We start from the raw sequence: 7,194 nt of genomic DNA on the forward strand, positions 1-7,194 counted from the left end.
CATGGGCCCATGGCGCCCCGGCCGCCCCGGCCGCCTCGGGGCCGTCGTCGCGCGCCCGCCGGGGATGACGGACAGCCGTTAGGCTCATGGCCGATGCCGCCGCTGAACTCCCCGGGGGTTTCCCGGGGTTCGAGAAAGGCCGACAGTGCAGCTGATCACCTCGATGCGGAGCGCCCTGACCGCCGGAGCGGCCGCCGCCGTCCTGCTGACCGGAACCGGCGGGGCCGTCGCGGCTCCGGCAGCCCTGCCGACCAAGGCCACCGCCCCGTCGGCCAGTGCCGCTGCCCCGTGGGCCACACTCACAGCCACAGTCACTGCCTCGTCGGCCAATGCCACCGCCCCGGCTGCCGCCACCGCGCACTCCGCGCACTCCGCGCACTCCGCGCACGGCCGGCTCGGACCGCTCGCCGGGCTGTCCGCGGAGCGGCTGGCCACCGGCGATCTGGTGGCCGCGGCGAAGTGGGGCACCGGCGGCCCGATCGACGACCCGGCCCGTGAGCAGGAGGTGCTGGACGCGGTGGCGGATCAGGCCCGGCGGCTGGGCGCCGATCCGGCGGCCACGGTGCGGATCTTCCGGGACCAGATCGAGGCCAGCAAGGTCGTGCAGCGGGGGCTGCACCGCAGGTGGCACGCGGACCCCGCGCAGGCGCCGACCACGCGACCCGACCTCGACGAGGTGCGCAAGGAGATCAACCGCATCAACGGCGAGCTGGTGCGGGCCATCGCCCGCTCCCCGCATGCCCGCTCGGCGCCGTACTGCGCGCCGCTGCTGACCGTGGCCGCCGCACAGATCCGCCATGAGCGGCACCTGGACGGGCTGCACACGATGGCACTGGCCCGCTCGCTGCGCTCGGTCTGCGACGGAGCCTGACCAACGGCCACGGCCACGGCCGCGCCGCCGGCCCGCCCGGCTCAGCCCGTCCGCTCGCCCGCCGCCACCGCCCTCGCCCAGCGGTAGTCCGCCTTGCCGCTGGGCGAACGCTGGATGTGGCCGGTGAAGACGACGGCGCGCGGAATCTTGTAGCCCGCCAACCGGGTCCGGCAGTGGAGCTGGAGGCCCGCGAGGTCCAACGGTGCGGCGCCGGGCCGCAGTTGGACAACGGCCGCGACACGGTTGCCCCACCGCTCGTCCGGTACGCCCGCCACCAGTGCGTCATAGACGTCCGGGTGCGCCTTCAGTGCCTGCTCCACCTCCTCCGGATAGACCTTCTCGCCGCCGGAGTTGATGCACTGCGAGCCCCGGCCGAGGACGGTGACGATGCCTTCCGCGTCGACGGTGGCCATATCGCCCAGCAGCACCCACCGGTCACCGCGCGCCTCGAAGAAGGTCTCGGCGGTCTTCTTCGGGTCGTTGTAGTAGCCCAGCGGGACATGCCCGCGCAGCGCGATCCGGCCCACCTCGCCGGCCGGGACCGGTTCGTGGGTCGCCGGGTCCACCACTGCCGTACGGGAGTTGACGCGCAGCCGGAAGCCGTTGGTGGGGCCCGAGTCCTCGGTGGCGGTGCCGTTGAAGCCGGATTCGGAGGAGCCGAAGTTGTTGAGCAGCATGACGTGCGGGGCCAGCGCACTGAACTGGGCGCGTACGGTCTCGGAGAGGATCGCGCCGGAGCTGCTGACGCTGAACAGCGAGGAGCAGTCAGTGCCCTGGAGCGGCCCGGCGAGCGCGTCGACCAGCGGGCGCAGCATCGCATCGCCGACCAGCGACACACTGGTGACCCGCTCCCGCTCGATCGTGCGCAGCACCTCCTCGGGCACGTACTTGCGGTGGACGACGACCTTCTGCCCGAAGTGGAAGGCGATGAACGCGGTGAGGGTGGAGGTGCCGTGCATCAGCGGGGGAGTGGGGAAGAAGACGATCCCCTCACCGCCGGCCGCGACCCGCTCGGCCAGCTCCTGCGGCCGCCGCACGGGCTCACCGGTCGGTGCCCCGCCGCCCATCCCGGCGAAGAAGAGGTCCTCGTGGCGCCACATCACGCCCTTGGGCATACCGGTGGTGCCGCCGGTGTAGATGACGATCTGGTCGTCGGCGGAGCGCGGGCCGAAGCCGCGCGCGGGGGAACCAGCGGCCTCGGCGTCCGCGAGCGCGACGGGCGTGATCCGCGGCTCGGGGGCGTCGGCCGGCGGGGTGCCGACGCGTACGAGATGCCGTAGACCGGGCGCCTGCGGGAGGGCGGCGGCCACCCGCGCGGTGAACTCCGCGTCGAAGACCAGCGCCGCCAGGTCGGCGTCCCGGTAGAGGTAGGCCAACTCCTCTTCCACATAGCGGTAGTTGACGTTGACCGGGACGGCACGGATCTTCAGGCAGGCATAGACGGCCTGGAGGTATTCGATGCCGTTGTAGAGGTGCAGTCCGACGTGCCGGCCGGGGCCGACGCCGTGGTCGGCGAGGTGGTGGGCCAGGCGATTGGCCGCGCGGTCCAGCTCCGCGTACGTCAGGCGCCGTTCGGCGCCGGTCCCGGGGTGGTCGACGTACACCAGCGCCTCGCGGTCGGGGACCGTGTCGACGATCGACTCGAAGAGGTCGGCAAGGTTGTACTCCACGTCTCCTCCAGACCGGGCGGGCGTCGGCTTGGCGGTCATTAGAGCGCCGCCGGAAGGAGCAGGGAAGGGCCACGGCCAAGAAATCTGACTACCTGTCAGAAAGGTCTTGAAGTCGGTGTGCGGCTACTGCAACCTGTTCTACGTCGCGAGACGGGAGGACGGAATGGGCAGCACGGAACATCTGTCGGTGGAGCGTGCCGGCGCGACACTGGTGCTCACCCTCAACCGGCCGGAGGCGAAGAACGCGCTCTCGCTGCCGATGCTGGTGGGGCTGTACGACGGCTGGATCGCCGCCGACGAGGACGACGGCATCCGCTCCATCGTGCTCACCGGCGCCGGCGGCACCTTCTGTGCCGGCATGGACCTCAAGGCCCTCGCGGGCGACGGCATGGCCGGCGAGCACTACCGCGACCGGCTGCGCGCCGACCCCGATCTGCACTGGAAGGCGATGCTGCGGCATCACCGCCCCCGCAAACCCGTGATCGCCGCCGTCGAGGGCCACTGCGTGGCGGGCGGGACGGAGATCCTCCAGGGCACCGACATCCGCGTCGCCGGGGAGAGCGCCACGTTCGGGCTCTTCGAGGTCCGGCGCGGACTGTTCCCGATCGGCGGCTCCACCGTCCGCCTCGCCCGCCAGATCCCCCGCACCCACGCCCTGGAGATGCTGCTCACCGGCCGGCCCTACCCCGCGCACGAGGCCGAACGCATCGGGCTGATCGGCCATGTCGTGCCCGAAGGGACCGCGCTGGACAAGGCCCTGGAGCTCGCGGAACTGATCAACGGCTGCGGACCGCTGGCCGTCGAAGCCGTCAAGGCCTCCGTCTACGAGACCGCCGAGATGACCGAGACCGACGGGCTCGCGGCCGAACTCGCCCGCGGCTGGCCGGTCTTCGACACCGCCGACGCCAAAGAGGGCTCCCGGGCCTTCGCCGAGAAGCGCCCGCCCGTCTACCGGCGCGCCTGACCCAAGGAGCCCGCATGTCAGAGGTCCTCACGGCGCCTCTCGTCGTGGAATTCCCCTTCACCCGCTCGCTCGGCCCCGTCCAGAGCGCCTTTCTCACCGGGCTGCGCGAGCGCACCGTCCTCGGCGTCACCGCGAGCGACGGCCGGGTGGTCGTACCGCCCACCGAGTACGACCCGGTCACCGCCGAGGAGATCCGCGAGCTGGTCGAGGTCGGCACCGGCGGCACCGTCACCACCTGGGCCTGGAACCCGTCCCCACGCCGCGGCCAGCCGCTCACCACCCCCTTCGCCTGGGTGCTGGTCCGGCTCGACGGCGCCGACACCGCACTGCTGCACGCACTGGACGCACCCGGCCCGGACGCCGTACGCACCGGGATGCGGGTCCGGGTCCGCTGGGCCGCGGAGCGCACCGGCGCGATCACCGACATCGCCTGCTTCGAGCCGGACGACAGCGCCGCGGACGACAGCCGGCCGGCCGCGCACAGCGGAGAGTTCGCCGACGCCGTCACCGGTATCACCACCCCCACCCGGCTCGACTACACCTACTCGCCCGGCCGCACCCAGTCCCGCTACCTCCGGGCGCTCACGGACCACAGGATCGTCGGCGAGCGCTGCCCCTCCTGCCGCAAGGTCTACGTCCCGCCCCGCGGCGCCTGCCCCACCTGCGGTGTCGCCACCGACACCCAGGTCGAGGTCGGCCCCGGCGGCACCGTCACCACCTTCTGCATCGTCAACATCAAGGCCAGGAACCTCGACATCGAGGTCCCCTACGTCTACGCCCATATCGCCCTGGACGGCGCGGACCTGGCGCTGCACGCCCGCATCGGCGGCATCCCGTACGACCAGGTCCGCATGGGGCTGCGCGTCGAACCCGTCTGGACCGAGGGCGGCCGCTTCCCCGACCACTACCGCCCCACCGGCGAACCCGATGCCGACTACGACAGCTACAAGGAGCTGATCTGATGCGCGAAGTCGCCATCGTCGCCTTCGGGCAGAGCGATCACGTCCGCGACAGCGCGGAGACCTCCGAGGTCGAGATGCTGATGCCGGTGCTCCACGATGTCCTGGCGCAGACCGGCCTGGCGGCCCGCGACATCGACTTCACCTGCTCCGGCTCCTCCGACTACCTCGCCGGCCGGGCCTTCTCCTTCACCATGGCCCTGGACGGCGTCGGCGCCTGGCCGCCGATCTCCGAATCCCATGTCGAGATGGACGGCGCCTGGGCGCTGTACGAGGCCTGGGTGAAGATCCTCACCGGCGAGGCGGAGACCGCACTGGTCTACGCGTACGGCAAGTCCTCGCCCGGCGATCTCCGTGAGGTCCTCACCCGGCAGCTCGACCCGTATTACGTCGCCCCGCTGTGGCCCGACTCCGTCGCGCTCGCCGCCCTCCAGGCCCAGGCCCTGATCGACGCGGGACTCACCGATACGCGGGCGCTGGCCGGTATCGCGGCCCGCAGCCGGGCGGCCGCCGGGTCCAACCCGCACGCCCAGCTGCGCGGCGAGGTGCCCGCCGGTGAGGTGCTCGTCGCCCCGCTGCGTACCGGCGACTGCCCGCCCATCGGCGACGGCGCGGCCGCCGTCGTCCTCGCCGCCGGCGACACCGCCCGCAGGCTGGTCGACCGCCCCGCCTGGATCCGCGGCCTCGACCACCGCATCGAGGCCCACAGCCTGGGCGTCCGCGACCTCACCGACTCGCCGTCCACCCGGCTCGCCGCCGAGCGCGCCGGTGCCTTCGAGCTCCCCCATGGCCGCACGGGCATGGGAGGTGCCCCCATGGTGGACACCGCCGAGCTGCACGCCCCCTTCACCTCCCAGGAGGTCGTGCTGCGCCGCGCCCTGAAACTCGACGCACCGGACAGCACGGTGTGCATCAACCCGTCGGGCGGCGCACTGGCCGCCAACCCCGTCATGGCCGCCGGCCTGATCCGCCTCGGCGAGGCCGCCGCCCGCATCCACCGGGGCGCGTCCGACCGGGCCCTCGCCCACGCCACCTCGGGCCCGTGCCTGCAACAGAACCTGGTCGCCGTCCTGGAGGGTGAGCGATGAGCAAGGAGCCCGTGGCCGTCGTCGGCATCGGCCAGACCAAACACGTCGCCGCCCGTCACGACGTCTCCCTCGCCGGACTCGTCCGCGAGGCGGCCCGACGCGCCCTGGACGACGCCCAGTTGACCTGGGCCGACATCGACGCCGTGGTGATCGGCAAGGCCCCCGACTTCTTCGAGGGCCTGATGATGCCCGAGCTGTATCTCGCCGACGCGCTGGGCGCCGTCGGCAAACCGATGCTGCGGGTGCACACCGCAGGCTCGGTCGGCGGCTCCACCGCCCTGGTCGCCGCCAACCTGGTCGCCGCCCGGGTCCACCGCACCGTCCTCACCCTCGCCTTCGAAAAGCAGTCCGAGTCCAACGCCATGTGGGGCCTGTCCCTGCCGGTCCCCTTCCAGCAGCCCCTGCTGGCCGGCGCCGGCGGCTTCTTCGCCCCGCACGTCCGCGCGTACATGAGGCGCACCGGCGCCCCGGACACCGTCGGCTCCCTCGTCGCCTACAAGGACCGCCGCAACGCCCTCAAGAACCCCTACGCCCACCTCCACGAAACCGACCTCACCCTCGAAAAGGTCCAGGCCTCGCCGATGCTCTGGGACCCGATCCGCTACTCCGAGACCTGCCCGTCCTCCGACGGCGCGTGCGCGATGGTGCTCACCGACCGCACCGGGGCCGCCCGCGCACCGCACCCGGCGGCCTGGGTGCACGGCGGTGCGATGCGCAGCGAACCCACCCTCTTCGCCGGCAAGGACTTCGTCTCCCCGCAGGCCGGCAAGGACTGCGCCGCCGACGTCTACCGGCAGGCCGGCATCACCGACCCGCGCCGGCAGATCGACGCGGTCGAGATGTACGTCCCCTTCAGCTGGTACGAGCCGATGTGGCTGGAGAACCTCGGCTTCGCCGAGGAGGGCGAGGGCTGGAAGCTCACCGAGTCGGGCGTCACCGCGCTCGACGGCGATCTCCCGGTCAACCCCTCGGGCGGGGTGCTGTCCACCAACCCCATCGGCGCCTCCGGCATGATCCGGTTCGCGGAGGCCGCCCTCCAGGTACGCGGGCAGGCCGGCGGCCATCAAGTCGACGGCGCCCGCACGGCGTTGGGACATGCCTACGGCGGCGGCTCCCAGTTCTTCTCGATGTGGCTGGTCGGCGCCGACCAGCCGGCCACCTGACACCCCCGGGGGCGGGCGCGCCGACCCGGCGCGCCCCCTCCCGGACCACCACTCCACCGCCCCGCCATGTCCCCTGTCCGTCCCCGGACACAGTGGTTAGGCTGACGCGGACGACGTACCGGGAGGAGCGGGACACGTGACCGACAGCATGACCGAGCAGCGGCTCGCGGGCGGACCCAAGCCTGATCTCGACCTGACGCAGGCCGAGTGGCAGTCGAGCACCCAGGGCGTGGGCGGCGTCCAGATCGCCTTCGTCGAGGGCTATATCGCGATGCGCAACCGCCACACCCCGGACGTCCCCGCGCTGATCTTCACCCCCGCCGAGTGGCGTGCGTTCGTCCTCGATGCCCGCGATGGGGAATTCGATCTCACCTAGGGCCTGTCGTTTGGATCAGGCCGGGCTCGCGGGGTCTGGCACGCGCATCTGCGGCGTTGTCGTCACTCCCCGACGCTCCGCGTCGACTCCCTCCTCCGCCTTG

Annotated in this window: 7 protein-coding genes; 6 read left to right on the top strand and 1 reads right to left on the bottom strand. The window is 72.5% G+C overall.

The window, feature by feature from the left end; all coding sequences use genetic code 11:
• Positions 1-145: 145 nt before the first annotated feature.
• Positions 146-871 carry a chorismate mutase gene (locus tag M8I34_RS40785; protein ID WP_250058117.1) on the top strand — a complete coding sequence of 242 codons (726 nt, stop codon included), beginning with the start codon at positions 146-148 and terminating at the stop codon, positions 869-871.
• 41 nt (positions 872-912) lie between these two features.
• On the opposite strand, the gene M8I34_RS40790 is transcribed toward M8I34_RS40785, so the two are convergent.
• The gene (locus M8I34_RS40790; protein ID WP_250058118.1) at positions 913-2,541 is read right to left on the bottom strand and encodes an acyl-CoA synthetase; all 1,629 of its coding nucleotides are present in this window, start codon (positions 2,539-2,541) and stop codon (positions 913-915) included.
• A 163-nt stretch (positions 2,542-2,704) separates the two neighbouring features.
• Here M8I34_RS40790 and M8I34_RS40795 point away from each other — a divergent pair, with 163 nt between their 5' ends.
• The 5 genes from M8I34_RS40795 (at position 2,705) to M8I34_RS40815 (ending at position 7,091) form a co-directional block, all read left to right on the top strand.
• Positions 2,705-3,505, top strand: a complete 801-nt coding sequence (locus M8I34_RS40795; RefSeq protein ID WP_250058119.1) for a crotonase/enoyl-CoA hydratase family protein — start codon at positions 2,705-2,707, stop codon at positions 3,503-3,505.
• 14 nt (positions 3,506-3,519) lie between these two features.
• Positions 3,520-4,467 (top strand): Zn-ribbon domain-containing OB-fold protein, encoded by a 948-nt coding sequence (locus M8I34_RS40800; RefSeq protein ID WP_250058120.1) that lies wholly within the window; start codon positions 3,520-3,522, stop codon positions 4,465-4,467.
• Complete coding sequence (locus M8I34_RS40805; RefSeq protein WP_250058121.1) at positions 4,467-5,552, top strand: thiolase domain-containing protein; 1,086 nt, start codon at positions 4,467-4,469, stop codon at positions 5,550-5,552. The genes M8I34_RS40800 and M8I34_RS40805 overlap by 1 nt, the downstream gene beginning before the upstream one ends.
• Complete coding sequence (locus tag M8I34_RS40810; RefSeq protein WP_250058122.1) at positions 5,549-6,715, top strand: thiolase domain-containing protein; 1,167 nt, start codon at positions 5,549-5,551, stop codon at positions 6,713-6,715. The genes M8I34_RS40805 and M8I34_RS40810 overlap by 4 nt, the downstream gene beginning before the upstream one ends.
• A 148-nt stretch (positions 6,716-6,863) precedes the next feature.
• A complete protein-coding gene (locus M8I34_RS40815; protein WP_284051394.1) occupies positions 6,864-7,091 on the top strand; it encodes a DUF397 domain-containing protein in 228 nt (75 codons plus the stop codon).
• Positions 7,092-7,194: the final 103 nt, after the last annotated feature.

The sequence above is a fragment of the Streptomyces sp. MCA2 genome (genome assembly GCF_023544705.1).
Taxonomy (GTDB): Bacteria; Actinomycetota; Actinomycetes; order Streptomycetales; family Streptomycetaceae; genus Streptomyces; species Streptomyces decoyicus.